This window comes from Roseburia sp. AF02-12, assembly GCF_003461765.1.
GTDB lineage: Bacteria > Bacillota > Clostridia > Lachnospirales > Lachnospiraceae > Roseburia_C > Roseburia_C amylophila.
Genome location: NZ_QTXS01000001.1, coordinates 1171799 through 1196697, shown reverse-complemented (window position 1 = coordinate 1196697; position 24899 = coordinate 1171799). Strand labels below are relative to the sequence as shown.

The window sequence follows — 24899 nt, the reverse complement described above, 5'->3', positions numbered from 1 at the left end:
CAATGATATACCAGATTATTTCATGGATAGGATTTGGACTGGCAGCGATTTTTTTGCTGATTGCAATTATTTTGTTTTTCAGTTTTGACATTATTTCTCTGCATGGTGAAGTAAGTGGAAAAACAGCAGCAAAGCAGATGAAAGAAATTCGTGAGCAGAATCGGAAGGAAGCAAACAGAAGAAGAGTGCCGATAAAAAATGAATATCCGGTAAAAGAGGAAGCGGTATCTAGAACAATTCCGGCAGCAGAGGATGAGAAAACAACAGTACTGGAAGATGAGACAACTCTGTTGGAAGAAGGTACAGTATTGCTGAGTAACGAAGAACAGAATATATCGGAGGATGATGGACTGATTTTGTTAGAGGATGTTATGGAAATTCATACGAATGAGACAATATAAGTAAATGAAAAACTTATAGGAAAGAGAACGAAAGAGGGAAGACTTATGAAGAAATGGAAGCAGATATTAGCATTGACACTTGCGGTTGTAGTCACATTGAGTGTAGTACCGGTGGGAGATGCAAGAGCAGCAGTGGAAGAACCGACAGAGTATGCAATTGTAGGTGAGATTGTAAATGCAGATGGAGCTGAAATTACAGTAAGGGAAGTATCTAAGGATGGCACAGAGAATGTTGAACTGCCATGGGAAGAGTTAGAGGAAGATACACAGAACAGTGATACAGAGAAGGATACAAAGATTTTTTATACCGATGAACTGGAAGCTGGAAAGGATTATTTGATTGAGGTACAGCCGAAGGAAGATTATAAAATTGTTTTAGATGAAGAAAATGATTTTGAAGAAAAAGGGGAAGGATATCAGTATGCTTTTTCCTGCACGGAAGATAATAATTTTTTCAGATTTAAAGCAGAAGCACAGAAAACAACAGGGGAAATGACTTTGAATATAGTTACGGATGGAAAGAGTGATTTTTCCGGTGGAAGCGTAACCGTATATAAAATCAAAGAGGATGGGGAAGAAGAATGTACACCATCTGAGTCGGCACAGGGTGTAAAAAAATATAATGTAAATGCAGAAAATGATTACCGCATAGAGGTTAAACCGGACAGAGATGCCGGATATGAATTTCAAAATAACCAGAAACCGGATGATTATACCTATGATGAAGAAAATGATATTTATTATAAAACATTTTCCTGCACCACGGAAAAATTATCTTATTCCGAGCAGATTTCTTTTGTGCTTAAGAAAGTGAAAATAAAGTTGGAACTTTCAGAAGGCGGCGGGATTCAGATTGGTGATACAGCTTATAACAAATCAGAAGAAATAGACTGCAAATATGGAGATACCTTTGAAAATGTAAAAATTATTCCAAAACCAGGATATATTATAAAATCAGCAACATGGAATGACGGTGAACTGACAATTTTACAGGATGAAGATACAGTAGGAAAAGTATCACTTCCGGCATTAAAAGAGGATGCAGCACTGACAGTAAGTTTTGAACAGGCAGAAGTGGAACAGGAAGCGCAATTTCCGGATGATATAGAGATTGTCTTTTCTAATGCGCAGGATGAAAATACCAGAGAAGTATCAGAGGATGGGATAACCTACAGCATCTCAAAAGGACAGACAGTTACGATAAAAAGCAAAAGCGGAAAATCAATTTCTTTTAATAACGAGAAGAAGTCAGTATTGGGAGCTTTCTGGGTAAGAGATTATGAGCAGAATAAGATACTGGATTCAGAAAAGACTATAAACAATATCTGGGAATTGGAGAGTCCGTGGAATATTTTTGCCAACCAGATAGGCTATGAACTAAAGAAACCGGTTACATTTATTTTTGATACAGTTCCGCCGACAGTAACTGTTACAGAGAATGGAAAAGCAGTAGAGAACGGATATAAAACATGGATTACAGGCAAGGAAGATAATATTGTTATTACCGGAAATGTAACAGATGCAGGAACGGAAGGCTCCAATTATCTTTCGGGAGCAGACCGGGTGGTATGGTCAACAGAACCACTGACAGAAGATAAAATACTGGCAGAGGAAGAACATGTGGCAGCCGTAACAGAGGATGGAACATTTTCCATTCAGATAGATGTGGTGCCGCAGGAAGATACGGAGGTTTATCTCTATGGTGTAGATAAGGCATCCAATGTAAATGTGGACGAGCCGGTAATTAGAGGATATCAGGTGGACAAAAGTGCACCTGTTATTACAGACATTCAGGCACCGTCATTGATTGAAAAGAGAAATGTATATTATACGAGAGATGCAAAAGTCACATTTACAGTAAAGACAGCGGATGAACAATCCGGCGTAAAGTCGATTACCATATATCAGGATGGCGTAGCAAAAGCAACTAAGAATGTGGACAGCAGTAACAGTGCCACATTTACAATAACACTTTCCGATACGGCAGAAAATAAGATAACAGCATCTGCAACGGATAAGGTTGGAAATACAATGGCACCGGAAAATTATGGCAGCTTCGCAAATGGTGCGAAGATTGTGCATGATATTACAGTGCCGGAAATAAAGGCAGACCTTGCACATTTTTATGTGGATACCAATATGGAAGGAGTTACTATATATTACGAGAAGCAGGACGAAACCATAAATTTTTCGATAGAACAGAAAAAATCAGGATTGAATTCAGTAAATATTACCATCAATGGAACGCCGTTGACCGAAGATAAGAATGGAAAAAGCTTAACAGATGCCAATAGAATCTATAAAGATGTTCAGCAGGAAATGACAACAAAGGATACATTTGCAATTTCCACGTCTCAGGCTTCTGCCATTGGAGATGGTGATTATGAAATTAAAATTGCAGTAACCGCAAATGTAGATGAGAAAGATGTCTATACGAAAACAATTCATGTGCATAAAGAAAATCAGGCACCGGTTGTTACGGATTTTCAGGTGATTGGTGCATCAAAGGAAACAGTAAGTGATACCGGAAATTATGGATATTATGCCAATACAGATGTTACTGCGGAAATAACAGTAAGTGATGGAAATACCGGTGCAGGAATCCAAAGTATTTCATATCATCTGACAGATGCGGATGGAACGGAAGAGAAAGAAGTAACGGTAGAATGCAGAAAAAGACCCGGAGAAGATGCTGCTATCAGAATTCCAATTCAGGCTGAATTTAAGGGATACATTTATTTAAAGGCAACGGACAATGTGGGAAATGTGTCTTTGGATTATTATAAATCAGTGGGTATTTTACTGGAACGGTCGGAAGCACATGAAAGCAATCGTAATGTAGTAATAGAGTCGGAAAAGACAGATACAACAGATGGAAAAGGGAATCCATTGTATGCATCTGATACATCAGTTGCAGTAAGTATAGAAGATCCTTATGCTGGAATTCGATCCATAGAATGGTCAGTAAATGCATCATATGATACAGGAAACAACAGAAATGGCATAGTGACAGTTGATAATAACGGAGCAATATCGGATGAAGCATGGAAGATTACATCAGCAGACAGAAATCTAATTACAGGTGTGAGCGGACAGATTCCGGTATTTCATAACAGCAATGATATTGTTGTAAATGTAAAGGTGACAGACTGTGCGGGAAATGTGACGGAAAAAGCAGTAACTATAAGTATTGATAAAACAGCTCCGGAGATAAGTATATCCTACAATGATATTGCACCGGACAGCATATATACATCGGTATATAAGGATGTAAGAGTTGCAACAGTTACCGTGAGAGAAAGAAATTTTGATGAGAATGATATTGCATGGAATCTTATAAGCACCCATGGCGCAGAGGCACAGATTTCAGGGTGGACAGAATATACAGAGGAAGGAAATCCGGATAACAGTGTGCATATGGCAACGGTAACATTTGCAGCAGATGATGATTACAGATTTTCGATGAGTGGCAGGGACCGGGCAGGAAATAATGCAACAACTTTCCCGGAGCAGACATTTACCATTGACCGGACGAATCCTGTAATTGAAGTGACAATGGATGGGCAAGCAGCCAATGGAAATTATTATGCACAGGATAGAACGGCTACGATTAAAGTAACGGAGCATAATTTTGATGCAGGACGAATTGAAGTGCATGGAACAGCTGCCGATAATGGACAGACAACAGTTTTCCCGGCATTGTCCGGTTGGACAACGGATGGTGATGTGCATATGGCAACCATATCCTTTGCAGTAGATGGAAATTACGCATTTACAGTTGATGCAATGGATGAAGCCGGAAATGCAGCGGTTCAAAGCAGTACATCAGAGTTTGTCATTGATAAGACAGAGCCTGTAATTGAAATCTCCGGTATCGAAAATGATTCTGCGAATAATGACGTAGTCATGCCGGTCGTTCAATTTTCAGATACAAATTATAATGAAGGCGCTGCAACCATAGAATTATCAGGTGCAAATCATGGAATTGTTCATTATGATGGCGCCTTTGCTCAGACAGAAAATGGACAGACCTTTACTTTCTCTGATTTTGCACATGAACAGGATGTAGACGATATTTATACGTTGACCGCAAGAGAAATTGATTTTGCAGGAAATGAGACAGAACAGAGTATTACATTTTCGGTAAACAGATTTGGCTCGGTTTATGTATTGGATGATTCTTTGAAAGAAATAGAAGGTACTTATATTAAGGAACCAATCGATATTGTGCTGACAGAGACAAATGTGGACAGTCTTTCCATGGATACCATTAAAATTACGGTTTCTGCAAATGGAGAGCCGAAAAATCTGGAAGAAGGAACGGATTATACCATTACTTCAGTGGGTGGAAACGGAAGCTGGAGCCAGTATACCTATAAAATAGACAAATCAGTTTTTCAGGGAGACGGTTCCTACCTGGTTACGGTTTACTCAGAGGATAATGCCGGTAATATCAACGAGAATATTAATGAATCCAAGCAGGCAGAGATTGGATTTGGCGTGGATGGAACAGCACCGGTGATTGTGCCAATTAATATAGAAGAGGGACAGAGTTACAATACGCAGAATTATGAAGCAACAGTATCGGTTATCGATAATCTGGTATTGCAGGATATTAAGGTTACATTAAACGGACAGACATTTTCCTATACACAGGATGGGGATGATATTAGTTTTTCGATTCCGGAATCCGATAAGCGGCAGACAGTAGCCATAAGTGCAAAGGATGCAGCAGGCAATGAGGTGGACTGTGAGATAGCCGATTTGCTGGTATCAACCAATTCCCTGATAAGGTTATTGAATAATACACCGGCGGTTATCGCTATTGTATGCGGAGTTGCCGTTGTTGGTGTTGGAACCGGAGTATTTGCAGGACTTCGCAGAAAGCGGACAGTTCATATTAAACGTAAAAACTGAAACAGAATAGAGGGATAGATAGTGGCAAAGTATAGCATTTCAGCACACAAGAATTTGATAAAAATAACACAAAAGAGCATGAAAAAGCTTCCGGTAAATGAAAGAGAACTGGCGGTTTTTCAGGAGAATTTATTACCGGGGCTATTCCGTCCCGCAATGGAGGGAAAGCATCGAATTATATATACTGCGCCACAGTCTGTTTCATTGAGCCGCTATATCAGAAAAGGATTAAATGTTCATCGTTTTTACAGTATTGTTGCCCAGGTTGTAGAAATGATAAGGAAGGTAGAATTATATAAATTTTATCTGCCTAATCTTGTCCTGGATACAGAAATTATTTTTGTAAAAGAAACAACAGGAGAACTGTTTTTCCTATATGAGCCATTATTAAGCAGAGAGAGCAACATTAATGTATATAATTTTCTGGAAAAAATGGTGAAAGAAATAAAATCAGATGACCTGGAACTGGGAAAGGAATCCCGGGCATTTTTAGACTTTATTGCTGATACTGCAAATTATCGGATAGAAGATATTGAGCAGTATATATTAAGAAGATATCCGCAGATATATCAGGAGATAAAGCGGACAGAGAGTGGGAAAAGCGGATTTATTGCAAGTTCACAGCTTGCAAATCGGCAGCATTATGCGCCTTCCGCACAAATAGAACCTGCTTATGAACCGGAAACTACAGTTTTAACAGAAGAAGATGGAACCACACTTTTAGATGAGGAGGATGGAACGGTTCTCTTAAATGAAGGAAGTATAGCGGCAGGAATTATCCGGCTGAAAACGGGAGAATATTTTTCGATTCCCGGAACGATATTTTCCATTGGAAAGTCAGCAGAGAATGACTTGGCATTGAGTGACAATAAAGCAATCAGCCGGAAACATGCAGTTATCTATAAACAAAATGGAAACTTTGTAATAGTAGATCAGAGGTCTACAAATCACAGCTTCTTAAAAGGAGAAATGTTAGAACCGGATTGCAAAGTGGAACTGTGTGACGGAGATATCATACGGCTTGCAGATGAAGAATTTGAATTTAAGTTAGAAGATTAGGAAAGGCAAGAAAGAATAAAGTGAAAGAATTTTTAGGAAAACAGGTAACAGAAGAAGAACATGGAATGGGAATTGCGTACCTGTTGGAGAATAATGAATTATTCTACGATATCGGCTATAAAGTAATGCAGAATCTGGAAGAGACATATCTGTTAAAATGCCATCGGTTGAAATATAACGGAAAAATAAAACTGGTATATTTTACGAAAGAATATGTGACAGCAGAAACGGTACTTGCAAATGCAATGCCGGAAGTGAAGGAACGTATGATAGCACGGATTCTGGATGCGTTTACACAGATTATTAATTTAGGTTTTTTGGATATTGCTTATGTAGATAACCGGCTGGATAACATTTACGTGGATCCGGCTACAGAAGAAGTAAAGATTATTTATTTGCCGATTCAGATTCCGGGAGTGACCAAAAATAAAAATACTTTTGAGAATGAACTGAAAGCACAATTTGAAATGCCAAATTTGACTATAACAAAAGCAGCAATACAGAATCCGGTGGTAATAGAAAATACCGAAACACCAAAGCAGCTCACCATTCAGTCCTTAGATGGTAGATTTGTTTTTCATATAACAGATAAGGATTTTGTACTGGGTAAAAGCAGGGATAAAGTGGATGGTGAAATAACCGGAAATCCTGCAGTCAGCCGGGTACACTGCAAGATTCTGGTTCGAAATAGAAGTTATTATATTCAGGATTTGGGAAGCTCAAATGGAACATTTTTGAATGGAAAGAAAGTTACGATGACAGAGCCTCTTGAAATTCAGGATGGAAGCAGAATTCGAATAGCAAATCTGGAATTTGTGGCGCGAGGATAAAAAGATGAGTAAACCATTGATTGTAATTGCAGATATGGATACAGCATATCTGGCAGAATTAGAAAATAAGTTTCTGGTGGAACTGGGAGACAGAGCAGAGCTTGAGATAATTTCTGACCCGGAATATTTTGAACAGTTTTTTTCAAACCCTGTCACAGCAGAAATTGTAGCGGTAAATGAAAATTTATATACCAATGCGCTGCAAAGACAGGATATTCAGAATCTGTTTATTTTATCAGAACATCAGGAACAGGGCAGAACCGAAGAATTATCGGTATCAAGAGTTTATAAGTATTATGGCATCAAAGAGTTATACAATGAACTGACTTATAAGAGTCAGGAGCGGTTAGAAGGAAAAGAGTCCGGAAAAAGAGAGACTACAATTATCGCGCTGTATTCGGCAATCGGAGGAACGGGAAAGACAAGTCTTTCCGTCGGATTAGCGGAGTGCCTGGCAAAGAAGCATAAAAGAATTTTATATGTAAATACAGAAGCAATACAGGCATTTTTCTTTTACCTGAGTGATAAGAGCGGAATGCCGAATGAAGGATATCGTGCAATAAAAGAAGATGCGGGACACATATACCAGAATATCCGTTCCTTTATCAGAAAAGAAGGATTTTCTTATATACCGCCATTTTTATCAACATTGGATGCCAGAAATTTATCATACGATATATATCTGAATTTAATTCGTGGAGCCAGGGAAAGTAAAGAATACGATTTTATTATTGTGGATATTGAGGCAGGATATGAAGCAAACAGAGTGCAATTGCTTCAGGAAGCAGATAAAGTATTGCTGATTACCATGCAGGATGCAATTTCAACCTGCAAAATGGAATATATTATGCAAAATCTCGATTTCCGGGATCATGAAAAGTATCTGGTTATCATGAACCGCTATCGTGGAGATGAGATGAATTGTTATATGCAGTCAGAACTGCAGGCACAGTTTCCGGTTAAGGAAAAGATATATGAGGCAGAAACACCGCTTGGTACAGCGGAACAATTGGCAGCATTGGAAGGAATAAAAAAACTTTCCTATATGTTTATTTAGGGGTAGTGAAATATGGACGAGAAGGCAGTTGTTGAATTTATTAGTCAGGATAAAAAGATACATGTTGATTTGGAAATTCCACTGGGAATCACAGCAAATGATCTGGTGCTTGCATTAAATGAAGCATATGATCTGGGAATTGATACAGATGATATTTTTAACTGTTATCTGGCAGCAGAGAATCCAATTGTATTCTTACGTGGAAATAAAACACTGAAAGAATTTGGAATTCGAAACGGTTCACATATTATTTATCGGAGAGACTAAAGATGGAATATCAATACAAAGTAATTATCAGCAACAGAACAGTGTATAAGGAATTTGAGATTCAGCCGGATATGGACCGGGTTAAATTGGGAACAGGTTCATCCTGTGAATTTCGATTGAATCCGGAAGCGTTTTTTACCGGAATCGAAATGGAGTTTAGAAAAAATGGAAAAAGCTGGAACTTAGAGTGCTCAGATGATGTTTATTTTAGCAGGGGTGATATGCGAAAGCTTCTGTCAACAGAGGTAAGGCATGGGGATGTGCTTTCTGTCTGTTATGCATCAACGGGAAATGAAGCATTTGAATTACGCTTTTTAATTGATTTTGAAGCCAGAGTGCCGGACTATAACTATTATCTGGAAATTACCGGAACGATAGATATTGCGACTGATGCGACAGCGGATATTATTTTAAATAGCAAATTCAGCAACGACAGCAAGATAAGACTTACCTTAAATGGTACACAGTGTCAATTGGAAGAGATTGTTTCAGAATATGGTGTATATCTGAATGGCAGAAAGCTGATGAACAAGACAGAATTGAAAGACAGTGATTTCTTTTCCGTTGCAGAATTTCATTTTTATTATAAGGACAGAAAGATATTTTTTGACCGGGAAAATCTGAAGGTCGCAAATGGTGAGATGAAGGAAGTCAGTACACACACGAATAATTTCCATTATCCGCTGTTTAATCGGAATACCAGAATAAAAAAGCAGTTATCCGATGAAAAGATTGAAATCCTAGATGCACCGGCAATTCCGAAAAAACCTGAGAATAATATTGTTTTGACATTAATGCCAACAGTGGCAATGCTGGCGCTGATGATTGTTGTTCGCGGAGTTATGAATACTTCCGGAGGTTCTTATATTATTTTCAGTATATGTTCTATGGGACTTGGTATTGTAACTTCAATTCTGGGATTTGTTTCAGGAAGAAAACAATATAAACGGGAATGCGCAGAACGTATTCGTAAATATACCAATTATATTGAAAAGAAAAAGTTAGAAGTAGCAACAGAAAGACAGGAAGAACTGGATAGCTTAAATGAAATGTATTGTAATGTGCAGCAGGATATAGATACGGCAATGCATTTTGACAGAAGGCTGTTTGAAAAGACCAGGGAGGATGAAGACTTTTTACATATATATCTGGGACAGGGAACCATTGCATCCAGCCGTCCGATTGACTATAAGAAACAGGAGCGGTTGGAGGTTGGAGATGAGCTGACGGAAATGCCTGAAAAAATCTATCAGCTTTTTGAACATATTGACGGAGCACCGATTTGCTCAGATATGAAAGATTCTAATGCAATTGGTATTGTTGGCACGAAAGAAGCTTTGTATGGAATGTTTAAGAATATCGTAATAGATATTGCGGTTCGTCATTACTATGGAGATGTCCGGCTCTATATGCTGGTGGATGATGAAAAAAGGTATCAGTGGGCACGCTTCCTGCCACATCTTATGAATGCCGGTGGAATAAGAAATATTGTTTTCGATAATGAAAGTAAAAATAATATTTTTGAGAGTCTGTTCCGGGAACTGACTTATCGGGAGCAGACAGAAGAAATCCCATACTATGGAATTGTACTTGTGGAAAATGAATTCGGCATAAAGAATCATCCAATATCCCGCTACATCGAGCAGGCATCAGAGCTTGGAATGACTTTTGTATTTTTTGAAAACAGTGCAGAGGAACTGCCGCTGCATTGTGATGAAATTATAGAATTACATTCAGAAAGTGAAGGAGTCATCTGCAAGGCAGAGGATGGAAATCAGATAAAACAATTTGAATATCATACCATAACCGATAAGCAGGCAGCAGATGTGGTAGAAAAGCTTGCCCCGGTTTATTGCGAAGAAATAAGCCTTGAGAATTCACTTAGAAAAAATATTACATTATATGAATTGCTGCATATATTTACGGTTGAAGATTTAAATCTGGCACAGCGCTGGCAGGAGTCACAGATATTTAAATCTATGGCAGCCCCATTAGGTGTAAATGCCAAGGATGAAATCGTTACACTTAATTTGCATGAGAAAGCTCATGGACCGCATGGTCTGGTGGCAGGAACAACAGGTTCCGGAAAGAGTGAGATTTTACAAAGTTATATTTTGTCGGCAGCAACAATTTTTCATCCCTATGAAATTGGCTTCGTCATAATTGATTTTAAAGGTGGTGGAATGGTAAATCAGTTCCGAGACCTGCCTCATTTAATTGGCGCAATTACCAATATTGATGGAAATGAGGTACAGCGTTCCTTAAAATCCATCAAGGCAGAATTGATGAAAAGACAGAACCTCTTTGCAGAAGCAGGCGTAAATCATATTGATAAATACATAGAACTGTATAAAGAAAAGAGAGTTACCGTTGCTTTACCACATCTTGTAATAATCGTGGATGAGTTTGCAGAATTAAAGGCTGAAGAGCCGGATTTTATGAAGGAATTAATCAGTGCGGCACGAATCGGACGAAGTCTTGGTGTCCATTTGATTCTTGCAACACAGAAACCGAGTGGAGTAGTGGACGGACAGATTTGGTCAAACTCTAAATTCAAGCTGTGCCTGAAAGTGCAGTCGAAAGAAGATAGTAATGAGGTTTTAAAGACACCGCTGGCAGCAGAGATTAAGGAGCCAGGACGGGCATATCTTCAGGTTGGAAACAATGAAATTTTTGAATTGTTTCAATCTGCCTATAGTGGGGCACCGGCTACGATGGAAGATACAGAGGGAAGCAAAGAGTTTCAAATCAGTCAGCTTAATTTTGCCGGAATGCGTAAAGTGGTATATCAGAAGAAAAAAGAGAAACGGAAGGATGCACATAATAAGAATCAGTTAGAAGCAATTGTAGAATATATTGCCGCTTATTGTGAAAAAGAACATATTACAAAGCTGCCGGATATCTGTATGCCGCCATTGCCGGAAATTCTGTATTATACAGATTCTGCAAGAAGAGATACCGGGGAAATTTATGCGACAGTCGGTCTGCTGGATGACCCGGACAGACAGTTGCAGGAGGCATTGAATCTGAATGTTACATCACAGAATTATATGATTATCGGTTCAGCACAATGTGGAAAGACCAATGTATTGCAGACTATTATTCGAAGTATAGCAGATAATTACGCACCATCAGAAGTAAATATGTACATGATTGATTTTGGCTCTATGATTCTTAAAAATTTTGCAGAATTAAATCATTGCGGTGGTGTGGTATGTGTTTCCGATGATGAGAAGTTAAAAAATCTTTTTAAGTTGTTAAATACAGAAGTAAAGAGCAGAAAAGAGAGATTTGCAGAGGCAGGAGTCAGCTCCTTTGTTGCATATAAGGAAACTGGAAAAACAGATTTACCGCAGATTATTGTTTTCATAGATAATCTGACCGCTTTAAAGGAAATGTATCTTCAGGATCAGGATTATCTGCTTCCATTGTGCAGAGATGGTATTGCAGTAGGAATTTCATTTGTTGTTGCGAACGCACAGACTTCGGGCATAGGATATCGCTATTTAAATAACTTTGAAGGAAGAATTACGCTGTTCTGTAATGAGACATCCGAATATGGAATGATGTTTGAGGGCTGCAGAATGAAACTTCCGGATATACCGGGACGCAGTCTGGTTCAGATAAATAAAAATATATTTGAATGTCAGATGTACTTATCCTTTGAAGGAGAGAAAGAATTTGAACGAGTACAGGAAATCCGGAAATTTGTAGAAATGCAGAATGGAAAATATGCCGGTCAGAAGGCACGGGTGATTCCGGAGATACCAAAGGAACTGAATGCCGAATATATACAGAAGGTATATCCATCCTATCAGAAGCAGGGCAGTGTGGTATTGGGATTGGATTATAACACGGTATTACCGGATGCAATCGATTTTACCTCCGGTGGAATGTTAACCCTTTCCGGTAAAAAAGAAAAGGGCAAGGACATTTTTGCAAAATATTTTATAGAGTCTGTATTACAAAATGGCTTTGGCGAGGCAGAATTATATATCTTAGATGATATGACCCGTAAATGGGGTGAGTATGAGTTTCATCCTAAGACGGCACTGTATGTGAATACATCAGAAACATTGCAGACAGTAATTGATGAGATTGATCAGAGAGTACAGATGCGCTATGAGCAGTTCTCGGAAGGACAACTTGATGTACTGGAGGATGAGCCATGGATTGTACTTATCATTGAGAGTGCAGATGCCATTGCAGATATAAGCGGAAATAAGCAGGAAATTGCCGCTATCAGAAGCTGGTTAGGAAAATACCGCACCATGAAAATATTTATTTTGATGACAAATGTAGAAAATGCCAATATTGCATTTAATGCACCGGAGCTGTTAAAAGTAGTGAAAGATAATCGAAGATATCTTATATTTGAAGATGCAGCGAATATTAAAATGTGTGATATTTCAATCAGTGTGGCAAAGAAATACGCAAAACCAATTGAACCATGTGATGCATTCTATATTTGTGAGAATGAACTGACAAAATTAAAAACCGTAAAACTAAGTTGATGGATACTGCAAAGCAGTTAACCATAAAAAATTTAAGGAGGAAAAGAAAAATGGCAGTAAACAAAGTGGATTATGAGGTACTTACATCAGGAGTTAGTGTTTATGCGAATCAGGCAGAAGCACTGGATGAGGTAATTCAGGCTTTGGTAAAGATGAATGGGGAATTACAGGGTGGCTGGACAAACCAGACAGCAGATGCATTTATCGAAAGATTCGAAGATGAGTACAAACCGGCACTTGAAAATGCAAGAGATGCTATCCAGAGCATTTCTGATTTCATCCAGAGTTACATGCAGAACAGACAGGATGATGATGCACAGGGTGCAGCAGCAGTTAGAGGATAATTGCAAAAATAAGTTGGGAGGATTGCCTGTAAAAAACAGGCAGTTCTTCTGATAAAAGAGGAGCTTAACATGAAGAAAAGGAATGTGGCAGGGGTAATTATTATAGCATTATTTGTAATCGGAATAGCTGCAGCACTGATGCAGTATAAAAGAGAGCAGACAGCATTGGAACAGCCAGAGGTCGGGGAAGAACCGGAGACAGTAGTATTAAGTACGGATGAGAATCCGTTCGGAGTAGAAATAAAAAAGATAAATGAAAATTATGACCTGACAAGGGATTATTATAAAAATTACGATGATACAGGATTGGAAGAATTTAAAATAACAGGGATTTTTACAAATGAAAGAGAATATATCGTAGAATTGCGGAAATCAGGATATTGCAAGTATGCCTGGCTAGATGAAGAAGAGCAAGTAGTATATATTGAGATGACTCAAAAGCAAAAAGAAGAATGGATTGACAGAGCCATAGATGAAATTGATAAAGAGTTGAATTCACTGGAAAGCGAAGAGTTATATAAATTTACAGTTGAAGATGATTATACAGTTATCAAGTTGGATATTGACCAAAGTGCATTGATTGATGAAATGGGAGAAACACTTATAGTATTAATTTATGATTCTGAACTATATCAAATTTTTAATGGTAATGAGAATTGGTCTATACAGATTATTGTGAATGACATGAAAACACAGAAAGAGATGATGAATATTCAATTTCCAAAAGAAAAATTTCAGCTATCACCAGATATGTGGGAAAAAGTAAAAACAAGTGAATAAATAAGAAATAAACATTATGAAAATTTAGAAGGAAAAGAAGAATGAAAAAGAAAAATATAGTGGGAACAATAGTAATAGTATTGTTTGCAATCGGGATAGCGGCAGCAATGATGCAGTATACAAAAGAACAGATGGTAGTAGAAAAGCCAGAGGTGGGGGAAGAACCGGAGACAGTAGTATTAAGTGCAGATGAGAACCCGTTTGGAGTAGAAATAAAAAAGATAAATGAAGATTATGACCTGACAAAAAATTATTATAAAAATTATGATAATAAGGGATTGGAGAAATTTGTTATACCTAATATTACCACAGATGAAAGGCCATACATTATAGCATTAAGGGAATCGGGATATTGTAAATATGGTTATATAGATGAGGAAGATAATATAATAGCAGAAATGACGGAACAGCAGAAAGAAGATTGGATTGGCAATACAGAGGCGGTTATTCATAAAACAGTATTATCAGCTGATGGAGAAGATTTGTATAAATTTGCTGTATCAGAGAATTATACGATGATTGAAGCTGATGTATCAATTAATGCACATGCTACGAAAGTTATGGATAATATAATGCGTTTGCTGGAGGAGATTGAAATATATCAGATACTTAATGGAAACGATAGTTGGTCAGTTAATATAGTGACAAAAGATTTTGAAACGGGGCGAGAACTTTCTAATATCAATTTTCCGAAGGAAGAATGGAATTTGTCAGCAGAAATGTGGGATGAATAAAATGCAGTAACAGAATAATCTTAGTTCATTAAAGATAGGCGAAAGAATTGAAATATAACAATTATATACTTTAGAAGGAAAAGAAGAATGAAAAAGAAAAATATAGTAGGGATAATTATTATAGCATTATTTGTAATCGGAATAGCTGCAGCACTGATGCAGTATAAAAGAGAGCAGACAGCATTGGAACAGCCAGAGGTCGGGGAAGAACCGGAGACAGTAGTATTAAGTGCGGATGAGAATCCGTTCGGAGTAGAAATAAAAAAGATAAATGAAGACTATGATTTGACAAGAAATTATTATAAAGATTATGACAATACAGGACTACAAAGGTATATCATTCCAGTTATTTTTACGGATAAAAGGTCGTATATTGCTGAGATGAGAGAATCCGGATATTGCCAATATGGATATGAAAGTAAAGAAAAGGGACTGGTTGCAGAGGTAACAGAACAGCAGCGAAAAAATTGGTTGGAATTGACGGAAAAAGATATGAAAAGGGTAATAGAGCAAAGTCAGGACGAAGAGTTATATCGTTTTAATATTAGTGATGATTGTAAAACGCTATATATGGAAGTGTCAAAAGAAATATTAAACCATCAAAATATCGCCACGATACATTCGGGTTTACTTATGACATTAACATATGATTCAGAAATATATCAGGTGCTGAATGGAAACAAAGACTGGTCATTACAGATTATCGTAACTGATATGGAAACAGGAAAGGAATTGGAAAATATAAAATTCCCAGATGAGGATTATAACTTATCAATTGAAACATGGGACAACTTGTAAAAAATGAAATTGAACGGGAGAGAAAAATATGATGAGAGATTTTTCGCCGGGAGCAAAAGAACTCTTAATGCAATATGTTGATGACGTTATTGCTTCTGGCGTATGGGAAACAATTGGAAATGGAAAAGGAGAGTTTAATCAGTCGGGACAGGACTGGTTGAACAAACTTGGTATTTCGGGTTATCTGGATAATATGGAAGGATATTATCAGAATATTATAAGCAAGCATTCTACAACGAAAGAAGAGATTGGGCAAATTTTTTCAGATGTGCAGCAAGTCGATACCAGATATATCGGAACAGTTGCCGGACTGGTAACGGCAGGAAATGCAATAATTACATATTTTACAGACTTAGCAGATAATATTAATCCGAATGGTGGAAATCTTGATATAGAAAAATTAAGAACAACACTGGAGGCTGACAGGGAACGATTAGACCAAATGCAGCAGAGTGTTGTAAGAAATTTAATTAAAGATGGAAAGGCAGAAGAAGCAGCAGAGTATATTATTTCCGTTTCAAAATTAAATCTGACGTATGATGAATTTGAAGCACTTTCAGAAAAGGAACAATTGGAGTATATAAATCGAGTTGCTGCATGGGTATTATCAATCATTCCGGATGTAGAATTAGAGGCAGGACTATATGAGGTTACAGTTCCATTAGGGGTAGATATGACTGCAACCTATTGTGTTAATGTGAAGGGAATAACAAATTTTGGAAACCAATCAACGATTGGGCTAACAATTGAACAGCAGAAAATAGTATTACAATCTTTTAAGGTGTCAAGTGATGCACTATTTGAAAATGATAAGTATTCTGTTTCGGGAAATATGTCAGTACAGCTAGATGGAAAAATAGGATTAGGTGAGACAGTAACAATGGGAGATACGGAAGTATCTTTAGAGCATGGTATATCATTAGAAAAAACAAGTGTAAAGTATGAAGTGGAAACGGCACTTAATGATAGCTTAAAAGTGGCATCATCCATTGAAATTGAAAAATCCAATAACACAGATATGCCGGAATGGGAAGCGGTAGATATACCGGTAGAAGAAGTGACTTATTCTTATGAATCATCATATAATGAGTCGTGGATGCCTGATTGGGAAATGGTTAACGAATTTATGGAGGGTGTGACTGTGGTACTTAAGGCTGTGGGAGAAGCACTTATATGCGTAGTTTTGGTAATGATGATGTTTGCGCTTATATAGAGAAGTGGAGAAAATAAAATGAAAAAGAAAAGTATAACAGGAATTATAGTAGTGGCATTATTTATCATAGGAATTATAGCTGCACTGATAGTATATAAAAAGATGCAGATGGTGCCGGAAAAATCACAGGTCGGGGAAGAACCTGAGACAGTAGTATTAAGTGCAGATGAGAATCCGTTCGGAATAGAGATAAAAAAGATAAATGAAGACTATGATTTGACAAGAAATTATTATAAAGATTATGACAATACAGGACTACAAAAGTATATCATTCCAGTTATTTTTACGGATAAAAGGTCGTATATTGCCGAGATGAGAGAATCCGGATATTGCCAATATGGATATGAAAGTAAAGAAGAGGGACTGGTTGCAGAGATAACAGAGCAGCAGCGAAAAAATTGGCTGGAGTTAACAGAAAAGGATATAAAAAGAGTAATAGAACAAAATAAGGATGAAGAATTATATCATTTTAGAATTAGTGATGATTACAAAATACTTTATCTGGATGTATCAAAAGAAATATTAAACAGTCAAAGTACCTTTACGGCAAAGATGAGCTCACTTATGACTTTGACATATGATTCAGAAATATATCATGTATTGAATGGAACCAAAAACTGGTCATTACAGATTATCGTAACTGATATGGAAACAGGGAAGGAACTGGAAAATATAAAGTTCCCAGAGGAAGATTATAACTTATCTATTGAAACCTGGGACAACCTGTAGATACAGAAGGGAGCATAGAAGATGAAGATATGGGAAGAAAAAGCAGAGATTCAATTACCGGAGGGCTTTGAAGAAGCTACTGTAGGGGAAAAGAGAAAAACATATGGAATGGGAAAAAAGCTGCCGGATAAGATGTACATAGTAAGAGACAAGCATGTTATCATCAGCGCATTTTCACAGGAGTTAACGGAGCAGAAAGAAAGCAATATAGAACTGGTAAAAACTTTAAATTACCTCTATACCAGAACCGTTCCGGGATATAAGAATATTGGGACTTACAGAAAGAATATAGATGGACAGGAAATATATGTAATTCAGTATACATCATATGCACAGGAAGATGATATTTATACGATTGTAGCAATTTGGAGAACAGAAGAGGAGATTCATTTATTAAGTGGTGTTTGCAGATATGAAGAGATACCACAGTGGCATCCTGTTTTTAGAAGTGTAATAGAAGGCATAAAAATTGGATAGAGTGGGAAAGGAAGATGCAAATGACGAAATCACAGTGTAGTAATGAAATTGTACGGAATCAGACATTAATCGCACAATATGAGAGTGAGATACGTGGATATCAGCAACAAATAAGTGAATTGCAGGAAACAAAAACAAAGCTGGGAGTGTTGCAGGCAAGGTTGTCTGACAGCAAGACAGCGAGCAATACAAAATTGGCGGAAACAGAGTCGCTGAACAAAATTAACAGTAAGATAGTAGCCGGTTTTTATGCTGGAATGTCAGATATATTCACCGGGCAGCAATATCAGAATGTATATGGTGGTCTGGATAATGCAAAAGTGCGGGTTGATGTGGAAATATCAAATATAGCAAATAAAATAGTGGAATGCCAGAATAAGATTGCAACTTGCAGTAATAACATTCAGGAGATGAACAATAATATAGCAAGACTGGATGCAGAAGAGGCAGCGAGGGCAGAAGCAGCAAGAGCTGCCAGCACAAACACAGCAAAAGGAACGACAACGAAAAAAGTGAAAAAGTGATATAGAGGATACAGAGGAGAAGCAGAATGGCAGGAATAGAATTAAAAATTGATGATGAGTATATAAATGGAATGGCAAGTCTTTTTGAAACCCGCAGTCAGGATTTACAGGAAGGCGTAGACAGCTATTTGACGATATTATCAACAATCAGAGAAGAGGCAATACAGGAAGGTGATACAGCGGACGCATTAGATGCCTTTATAGAATATGCTTCCAGTTTAAAAGGGATTATAAGTGAACTTGGAAAAACAGCGAAAGATACCTGCAATAATTTTCTTGCAGAAATAGATGAGAAGGATCAGTACTTATTTTAAGGGGGATTTATCATGGCAACAACAGTAACGAATACAGAAGCACTAGAAAATAAAATCAGTGAATTACAGACTTTGCATGATACATGGGCAGATAAGACATATACAGCGGTGGATATAGGAGAGTGTGGGGGCAGCACGATTATACAGATAGAAGAAATGGGAAATATGTTTCAGCGGATGCAGGATGCATATGTGACATTACTGGCACAGACAATTTCTTATATGACGAATCGAAAAGAATCATTAGATACCAAAGAAAGCAATGCAACAGCAACAGTAAGTGAATAAGCGTGCATGGGGGAAAAGAAGAAATGTTAAGAGATTTTTCAGATGAAGCGAAGCAGAAGCTACTACAATATGTAAAAGATGTAACATCAACAACGACCTGGGATACGATAACCGATTTTTTTGGAGATATTGGATTAACGGTACAGGGATGGTTTGGAAAACTTGACATTCAAAATTATGTGAATGATGTAGATGCATATCATAAGAAAATATTAGATAAAAATGATACGACAACACAGCAGATAGAGACTATTTTCACGGATGTACAGGCAGTTGATACAAAATATATCAGCGTAGTAAGTCAGCAGATTTCCTGTGGCAACAATATCATAAAATTGATAAATGATCTTGCGGATACGATAAATCCGAATGGCGGAAATATGGATATGAGCAGGATGAAAGGTGTCTTAGAGGCAGACGTAGAGGATATTCGAAATTCCAAAGCAACGGTAGAGAAGACCATAGAGGAAAAGATGCTTGGAACGGATGCAGAAGGCTGTATGAACAGCGAAGATCCGGTTAATTTAAGCACAGGAAATTTCATTTATGAACATGAAGATTTAAAGATAGGCGGAGAGATACCGCTTTCTTTTCATCGCTATTATAATTCAAAAGACAGCCGTAGGGGAGTTCTGGGAAATTGCTTTTTACATAATTACCAGATTTCATTGGAAAAAGAAAAAAATGGAACCGTCGGAGTGCGTCTTGCGGATGGACAGATAAATTACTATGATAAAAATGAGCAGGGAGAGTATGTTGGAAGAAATACTGCATTGGAATTCCTGAAAGAAACAGAAGAGGGATATATCCTTATACATCCGGGGCAGGAGAGAATATCTTTTGACCGGGAGGGAAAGATGTTTCGAAAAGAAAATATGAACGGAAGGGGCATTTCTTTTTCCTACCTTGAGGATGGAAAGCTGGAAAAAGCAGAAGCAGACAATGGCAGCAGTCTGACATATAATTATAATAAAGAGGAACAGCTTGAAAAAGTAACTGACCACACCGGAAGAACAGTTTTGCTGCAGTATCAGGGGAAAGAACTGAAAAAAGTGATAACGGCATCAGGGGCAGAGTATGCATATCGCTATGGAGAGAACGGAAGAATTACTGAGGTGGAAAATGCCCGTCAGGTTACATCTGTTAAGAATCTCTATGACAGAAGATTCCGAATCATTCAACAGGAATTCCCGGATGGTGGAACAATGACTTTTGCCTATGATGATAAAAATCGTCGTGTGACATTGACAGAACGAAATGGAAGCAAAATTATCCATGTGCATGATGATCGTTACCGGAACATAGAGACAATTTATGAAGATGGTACAAAAGAGAAATATCTTTATAATGATAAAAACCAGTGTATCAGTAAAACTGACCGGTTAGGAAGAACCACCAGGATGGCATATGATAACCGTGGCAATCTTACCCAGACAGTAGATGCCATGAAGCGCAGAGTGAATTATACTTATGATGCAGATTGTCATTTGCTTAGTGTAAGTATCAATGGAAAAGAACGTCTGAAAAATCATTATGATGCAAAAGGAAATCTGACAGGGATGGAAAACCTGTATGGAAACAGAGTTGCAGTCAAAAATGATGAAGCAGGAAGACCACAGGCAGTTACTTATGCGGATGGCAGTTTTTTAGAAATCAGTTACGATGAAAGAGGAAACATTGTAAAGTTAAAGGATGTCAGCGGAAGTGTAACGACTTATGGCTATGATGCATTAAACCGGGTGACAGAAACAGTAGATGCCAACAGCAACGTGACACGTTATGCTTATGATGCGGCAAATCGTATCACAGCAGTAACAGATGCTCTGGGAAATCAGAGGGCATATACCTATAATCCGGGTGGAAAGATTATGGCAATCCGGGATTTTGATGGAAATGAAGCAGGATTTACTTATAATCCACTTGGAAAAGTAGAGACATATACAGACAAAGAAGGACAGACAGTACATTTTACCTATGATAAGATGTGGAATATCAGTAGTGTTACAGCTCCGGATCAGGGCAGACAGGAATATATCTATGACAGCAATAACCGGCTTGTAAAACAGACACTTCCGATGGGCGGAGTGGTGACGTATGCTTATGATGCAGCAGGAAACCGGACAGAAATGACAGATCCTGCGGGAAATACAACCCGTTATTGTTATGATGACGTAAACCGCCTGACAGAGGTTTTAGAGGCAGACGGCGCAAGGACTGCATATGAATATGACAGAGAGGGAAATCTTATCAAAGAAACCAATGCAGCCGGTCAGGTAACAAGCTACACTTATGACGATTTGGGAAGGCGAACCAGCGTCACTAATCCAGCCGGGGCAACTACAAGTGTGTTCTATAACGAACTTGGAAAAGCAGAACGCATCTGTTATCCAAATGGAAGCAGTACTGTTTATGAATATGAAAAGGGTGGCAGATTAAAAAGTGTACGTTACCCGGATGGTGCCGGAGAGCATTATGGCTATGATGCAAAGGGAAATCTTACAGAGCGTACTACTACGGCAGGAGAAAGTTATCGTTATAACTATGACAGCCTTGATCGTATGATATCTGTTCAAAATCCGGCAGGAGGTATATCCTATTTTACATATGATGCATTGGGACGAGTAATAAAGGCAGAAAATGAAAATGGAAATCAGACCTGCTATGAATACACTCCAAACGGTAATCTTGCAAAAGTTACGGATGCCATGGGAAATGAGACTTTCTACCAGTATGATGCAATGGGACATCTGACACAGAGCAGTTGCACCGGAGCAGAGGGGGAAGAACCACAGAACACGGTATATACCTGGGATAAGGAAGGACATGTCACAGCAGTGACAGACCCGCTGGGAGATGTGGAGTGCTATACCTATGATCCGGCTGGAAGAATGAAAGCAAAGATAGATAAAGATGGTTATGAGACATCCTTCCACTACGGGAAAGATGGACAGGTAGAGGAAATCTGTTATGCGGATGGACGAACAGTATCTTTGACCTATAATGCAATCCGCCAGTTAGAAGAAGTAAGAGATTGGCTTGGCACAACTAAGATTGCCATGGATGAGGCAGGACGCATTGCTTCTGTTACAGACCCATATGGAAAAACCGTAGGCTATGAATGGGGCAGTATGGGCGAGAGAACGGCAATTTGTTATCCGGATGGAAGAAGGACAGCATACGAATATAACGAAGCCATGCAGTTGTCGGCTTTAAAACTCCTTTCAGATGATGCACAGGAGAAAACAATTCTCTATAGCTACGATGAAGCTGGAAGACTGACTGGAAAGCAATTCCCGGGAGGAAATCGTACAGACTATAGCTACAATGGGGCAGGAAAAATCAAAGAGATTTTACATACCGGAGCAGACTTTACAGAGCGTTATCACTATGATTATGATGTTATGGGAAATAAGGTCTTGGCTGAAAAAGAGAGACCGGGACTGCCGGAAGACAGTGGAAACTTTTCCTATGATTATGATGCATTGAATCGACTGACCAGCGTAGCATGTAACGGAAAGACCCTTCGTACCTATGGATATGATGCCTTTGGAAACAGAAATACCAGGACAGAGTACCAGGCTGCAGGGGAACTTGTAACAACCTATCATTACAATACAAAGAACCAGTTGATGCAGGAGACAAATGCAGGCGGAACCAGGAATTATAATTATGACCACAGAGGAAACCTGTTATCCGTATCAAGCGGAGAAGAGGTTTTAAAAGCATACGGATTTGATGCGGCGAACCGGATGAGCAGTTCTGTTGACCGGACAGCCGGAGAAATCACAAAGGCATACTATCAGTACAATGGTCTGGGGCATCGTGTGGGTCAAACCATTGCATCAGGAAATGCAGATGTAACTCAGACCATCCGCTATACACTCGATCTTACCCGTCAGTATCATAACCTCTTACAGAAAACCGGAAATGGATTAGACCAGACTTATTTCTGGGATGGTAATGTCGTTGGAATGGAAGAGGATGGAAGAGACCATTTCTATTTCCAGGATGATTTGGGAAGTCCGATGCGTCTTACAGATGAAGATGGAAGAAGCGAGGAGGTCTACGGATTTGACGAATTTGGTAATGATATTCGGACTGCAAAAGATATCTTTAAAGATTCTTTACAAAGCTTCGGATTTACCGGTTATCAGATGGACAGCGTTGGTGCACTATACTTTGCACAGGCAAGACGATATGATGCTGGAGTTGGCAGGTTTATCAGTGAAGACTTTATAAAGGGGTATATTGCTGCACCATATACAATGAACCATTATGGCTATTGCTGGAACAGACCGTTGGATTTGGTTGATTTGAATGGCATGTGGCCAAAATGGATTGAAACTGTTGCCAAGGTTGCGACAGTTACAGTTGCAGTTGTAGCGGTTGGAGCAGTTCTTGTAGGAACAGGTGGAATTGCAGCTGGAATTATAGCAGGAGCAGCAGTTGGAGGAGTATTGAGTGGAGTTGCAAATGAAAAAAATGGAGGAAGTTATATTAATGGATGGGTAGGAGGAGCTATAGCAGGTGGAATACAGGCTATAGCAGGTAGAAATAGTCCAATAGGTACAATAATAGGTGGTGCAGCTAATGGTTTGGGATCTGTAGTTACAGATATGATGGATAATTTTGATCCATGGAGCAAAAAGAAAAAAAGTGCAGAAGAAATTGGCGGTGATGCAGTAAAAGCATCTTTAAAAGGCATGGCATATAGTATTCCTGGAGGTTATATGCAGGCAGCAACCCAAAATAGTACTGTTGCAGAAACGTTAATGGTAGGATATACAGAAGGCTTTAAAGAGGGCATAAATCAGTTTTATGGAGCAATAGATAATGGGTTAATGGCATTGGATAGCACAAACAACTTATGGTCATGGCAGAAGGAAAAAGGTAAGGAAGATGTTAAAGAGTAAACAAAAATATCATATCTCGATGGAAAAGTACAATATAAAAAAGGGGTTAATTGTGTATACATGTATTGTTCTTGTTTTTGGTGGATGTATACAGGCAATTAATGATAAATATATAAAAGAGCAACTAACATTGTTATTTGTGGATTTGCTTTTAATAGAAGCGTTTTTGGCAGTAACATTTTCCGTTCAGTTTTTTCGAGATGGATATATTATTCGACATGATGAAATAGTATTTTTTCATAAATTTAAAAAGAACAGAAAAAAATTGAAGGAAATAGAAGCTGTTGTGATATCGAATGCATACATATATTTTCATGGAACAAATCCAATTAATATGTGGAAAAATGGAAAAATAATTCCTTGTCCATGGTTTACTTTATTTTTTGAAAAAATAGATCCAATGGAGGTGGGGTTATATCCAGATAAAGTGACTTCCATTGAAATAGAGAATAAAATATTTAAATCTAAGCAAAAAGTGGGCTTTATCTACCAGAAAGATGTAATTGCTGAAATAATGGAAAAATACACAGGAAATATATATATTACAAAGTCGCTATATCTAAATTTTAAAAATGAAATAGATGAAAGAGCAGCAACAAAGTCAATACATATTATTTGAATTATGATATATGGAGATATGCATGGCAGATGCGAAGTATGCTCTATCAGAAAAATAAAAAGAACATATGGCATTATTTCATCGCTGATGTAAAAAGGTGACTTGGTCAGTTGCAGACTTC

19 protein-coding genes are annotated in these 24899 nt (G+C 38.0%); all 19 read left to right on the top strand.

Going from position 1 to position 24899, the window contains the following annotated elements:
- Positions 1–2 precede the first annotated feature (2 nt).
- The 19 genes from DV740_RS05860 to DV740_RS05770 all read left to right on the top strand — a co-directional run bounded on the left by DV740_RS05860 (position 3) and on the right by DV740_RS05770 (position 24778).
- The gene (locus tag DV740_RS05860) at positions 3–401 is read left to right on the top strand and encodes a hypothetical protein (protein WP_118087627.1); all 399 of its coding nucleotides are present in this window, start codon (positions 3–5) and stop codon (positions 399–401) included.
- 45 nt (positions 402–446) lie between these two features.
- A complete protein-coding gene (locus tag DV740_RS05855) occupies positions 447–5318 on the top strand; it encodes an Ig-like domain-containing protein (RefSeq protein WP_118087626.1) in 4872 nt (1623 codons plus the stop codon).
- A 21-nt stretch (positions 5319–5339) separates the two neighbouring features.
- On the top strand, positions 5340–6377 hold the full coding sequence (locus DV740_RS05850; RefSeq protein ID WP_118087625.1) for an FHA domain-containing protein: 1038 nt from the start codon (positions 5340–5342) through the stop codon (positions 6375–6377).
- Positions 6378–6397: 20 nt separating this feature from the next.
- A complete protein-coding gene (locus DV740_RS05845; protein WP_118087624.1) occupies positions 6398–7207 on the top strand; it encodes an FHA domain-containing protein in 810 nt (269 codons plus the stop codon).
- A 4-nt stretch (positions 7208–7211) separates the two neighbouring features.
- Positions 7212–8264 (top strand): AAA family ATPase, encoded by a 1053-nt coding sequence (locus DV740_RS05840; protein ID WP_022242276.1) that lies wholly within the window; start codon positions 7212–7214, stop codon positions 8262–8264.
- 12 nt (positions 8265–8276) lie between these two features.
- Positions 8277–8531: an EsaB/YukD family protein gene (locus DV740_RS05835; RefSeq protein WP_022242275.1), complete on the top strand. Its 255-nt coding sequence runs from the start codon at positions 8277–8279 to the stop codon at positions 8529–8531.
- A 2-nt stretch (positions 8532–8533) separates the two neighbouring features.
- Positions 8534–13045, top strand: coding sequence for a type VII secretion protein EssC (gene essC / locus DV740_RS05830; RefSeq protein ID WP_242994225.1), 4512 nt, complete (start codon positions 8534–8536; stop codon positions 13043–13045).
- Between the two features lie 50 nt (positions 13046–13095).
- Positions 13096–13389 carry a WXG100 family type VII secretion target gene (locus DV740_RS05825; RefSeq protein WP_022242273.1) on the top strand — a complete coding sequence of 98 codons (294 nt, stop codon included), beginning with the start codon at positions 13096–13098 and terminating at the stop codon, positions 13387–13389.
- A gap of 69 nt (positions 13390–13458) precedes the next feature.
- Positions 13459–14169 carry a hypothetical protein gene (locus tag DV740_RS05820; protein WP_118087622.1) on the top strand — a complete coding sequence of 237 codons (711 nt, stop codon included), beginning with the start codon at positions 13459–13461 and terminating at the stop codon, positions 14167–14169.
- Between the two features lie 41 nt (positions 14170–14210).
- Positions 14211–14903 (top strand): hypothetical protein, encoded by a 693-nt coding sequence (locus tag DV740_RS05815; RefSeq protein WP_118087621.1) that lies wholly within the window; start codon positions 14211–14213, stop codon positions 14901–14903.
- Positions 14904–14990: 87 nt separating this feature from the next.
- On the top strand, positions 14991–15701 hold the full coding sequence (locus DV740_RS05810; protein WP_118087620.1) for a hypothetical protein: 711 nt from the start codon (positions 14991–14993) through the stop codon (positions 15699–15701).
- A 28-nt stretch (positions 15702–15729) separates the two neighbouring features.
- Positions 15730–16914 carry a hypothetical protein gene (locus DV740_RS05805; protein WP_118087619.1) on the top strand — a complete coding sequence of 395 codons (1185 nt, stop codon included), beginning with the start codon at positions 15730–15732 and terminating at the stop codon, positions 16912–16914.
- 18 nt (positions 16915–16932) lie between these two features.
- Positions 16933–17643, top strand: a complete 711-nt coding sequence (locus DV740_RS05800; protein ID WP_118087618.1) for a hypothetical protein — start codon at positions 16933–16935, stop codon at positions 17641–17643.
- A gap of 21 nt (positions 17644–17664) precedes the next feature.
- Positions 17665–18120, top strand: coding sequence for a hypothetical protein (locus tag DV740_RS05795; protein WP_118087617.1), 456 nt, complete (start codon positions 17665–17667; stop codon positions 18118–18120).
- 20 nt (positions 18121–18140) lie between these two features.
- On the top strand, positions 18141–18644 hold the full coding sequence (locus tag DV740_RS05790; protein ID WP_158561526.1) for a DUF5082 domain-containing protein: 504 nt from the start codon (positions 18141–18143) through the stop codon (positions 18642–18644).
- 26 nt (positions 18645–18670) lie between these two features.
- A complete protein-coding gene (locus DV740_RS05785) occupies positions 18671–18958 on the top strand; it encodes a hypothetical protein (RefSeq protein ID WP_118087615.1) in 288 nt (95 codons plus the stop codon).
- A 12-nt stretch (positions 18959–18970) separates the two neighbouring features.
- Complete coding sequence (locus tag DV740_RS05780) at positions 18971–19246, top strand: hypothetical protein (RefSeq protein WP_022242323.1); 276 nt, start codon at positions 18971–18973, stop codon at positions 19244–19246.
- Between the two features lie 23 nt (positions 19247–19269).
- Complete coding sequence (locus DV740_RS05775) at positions 19270–24159, top strand: DUF6531 domain-containing protein (RefSeq protein ID WP_147340196.1); 4890 nt, start codon at positions 19270–19272, stop codon at positions 24157–24159.
- Positions 24146–24778: a hypothetical protein gene (locus DV740_RS05770; protein WP_118087613.1), complete on the top strand. Its 633-nt coding sequence runs from the start codon at positions 24146–24148 to the stop codon at positions 24776–24778. Before DV740_RS05775 ends, DV740_RS05770 begins: the two co-directional genes overlap by 14 nt.
- Positions 24779–24899 lie beyond the last annotated feature (121 nt).